Genomic DNA, 1,846 nt, shown 5'->3' with positions numbered 1-1,846 from the left:
TCCCACTATTGTGGCTTTCGGCGCTGGTCGAGTCGGATCGCCTGTTCGAGTGCTGCCTTGTCTCTAGCGCGGTGGGCATAGGACAAAAGCTGTGGAGTCGTTAGCCCAGTTAACCGCTGCAAATCGGTAATGCTGATTCCCTTCATCAACATTTCTATACACCACGTCGATTGTGCCTGCTCGATCGCGGGGGGGTGTCCATCGGGGGTGAGATGGTTGATCGTCCAATCCTGCCAGTGCTGCCGCAGTTCTGCTTCCGAGATTACCTCACCTGTGGAGCTAAGGAATAGGGCAGAATTAGCGTCCTTGCGGCTTTTGAGCCATTGCGCCAAGGGATTCTTGATGTGCGACCCATAGCGCTTGCCCAAAATCCACTGATTTAGGGGAACTTGGCGATCGCTCCCGATCTGCAAAAGCTGGTAGTGAGCATCCTGAACGTAGTGCGATCGCTCTAGCCCAACCACTTCAGATGGACTTAATCCTGCACTAAACAGCACATACGTCAGAGCGTAGGCTTGAGGTCCCGCCTTTTTACCCTGTTGCAGAATCTGGTGAACAAGGTGGGCAGGCAAGTCTGCGATCGTTTCGCTGGTGGGTGCCTCAATCAGCGCCTCTGCTGTAATGTCCGGTAGCGGTGTGACGGCACCGTGCAAAAACAGCGTCATCAAGTTCTCCAGGAACTCTTCGCGATCGTGCCACAGTGCATGAAACTCGCTCGTAAGTTCGATGACAGCGTAGCCCAGCAGCATACTATTAAGCTGACTGGCAAGAGTCTCCGCTGATAGGTGTGTCGGCAGTTGATCGCGATCGATGACCGTCTGGAAGTACTCCGCTACTGAGCGATTCGCTAGCGTCAAACCCTGTCCCAACGCCTTGCGATTCTCGGTTGGGTAGTGCCCTGCTTCGCCCACGATCGATCTCACCACATCAGGTACGCGCTCCAGGGACTCCAAATACGCCATTGCGTAGGTTCTTAGAGCCGAGTAGATGCTGCTAGTCTGACCGGCTTGCTCGATCAGCGTTTGCCCCATTTGGGACACGATCGCCGCGTCTTCAATTACGGCTAATAGCAGCCCATACTTGCTGCCAAACTGCCGAAACAGCGTTACTTCGTTGACTCCGGCTCGTTCTGCAATTTGCTTTGTCGTGGTTTCGGTTACGCCCTGAGCGGCAAAGAGCTCTACGGCCGCGTCGATTAAGCGTTGTTGCTTCGAGGTCCGAGATGACGCCATGATAAAAATGCAAGTGGTACTTGCATAAAAAACGAGGTCTTGTTAAGCTGTAAATGCAAGTGACACTTGCACTTCTACTCTAGCGGGTGATTCAGACTGCGACCAGCCTATCTGAGTTAGCCCTGGACGTTGAGAGGCTCGTTCCGCTGAATGAGCTGTTCACATTACAACAGGATTTTTATGACTTCTAATGCTGTTAGCGCTGCGCCGACGAAGCGCGGTCAATCACTCGCGCTGAATTGGACGAATGTTGCGTTCTTTGGTGCCATTCATGCGATCGCCCTGCTTGCGCCCTGGTTCTTTTCCTGGTCTGCGCTGGGCGTCACCTTATTTCTGCATTGGCTCTTTGGTAGCATTGGCATCTGCCTGGGCTATCACCGCCTGCTGACTCATCGCAGCTTTCAGGTGCCAAAACCGCTGGAGTACTTGATTACGTTGATCGGCGCATTTGCCCTACAGGGTGGACCAATTTTTTGGGTAGCGGGGCACCGAGTGCACCATCTCCACACCGAAGACGTAGACCGCGACCCCTATTCGGCACGGCGCGGATTTTGGTGGAGCCACATGATGTGGTTGTTCTACGTGCAGCCGCAGGTGTTTGATTACGACTCCTA

The 1,846-nt window shown here is 53.8% G+C and carries 1 protein-coding gene and 1 pseudogene; one reads left to right on the top strand and one right to left on the bottom strand.

Going from position 1 to position 1,846, the window contains the following annotated elements; genetic code table 11:
* Positions 1-5 precede the first annotated feature (5 nt).
* Entirely contained in the window at positions 6-1,232 is a 1,227-nt protein-coding gene (locus tag H6F43_RS23195) for a TetR family transcriptional regulator (RefSeq protein ID WP_190343626.1), read from the bottom strand.
* 180 nt (positions 1,233-1,412) lie between these two features.
* On the opposite strand from H6F43_RS23195, the pseudogene H6F43_RS23190 reads away from it, so the two are divergent.
* Positions 1,413-1,846 (top strand): annotated as a pseudogene (locus tag H6F43_RS23190) (acyl-CoA desaturase); the annotation flags it as partial.

It is taken from the genome of Leptolyngbya sp. FACHB-36 (assembly GCF_014695955.1).
Taxonomy (GTDB): Bacteria; Cyanobacteriota; Cyanobacteriia; order Leptolyngbyales; family Leptolyngbyaceae; genus FACHB-36.
Note: the sequence above shows the minus strand (reverse complement) of the source record. Positions and strands in the feature narration are given on the sequence as shown.

Excerpts from the sequence above, each read along its gene's own strand:
- H6F43_RS23195 (WP_190343626.1), bottom strand. The coding sequence starts at position 1,232 with ATGGCGTCATCTCGGACCTCGAAGCAACAACGCTTAATCGACGCGGCC.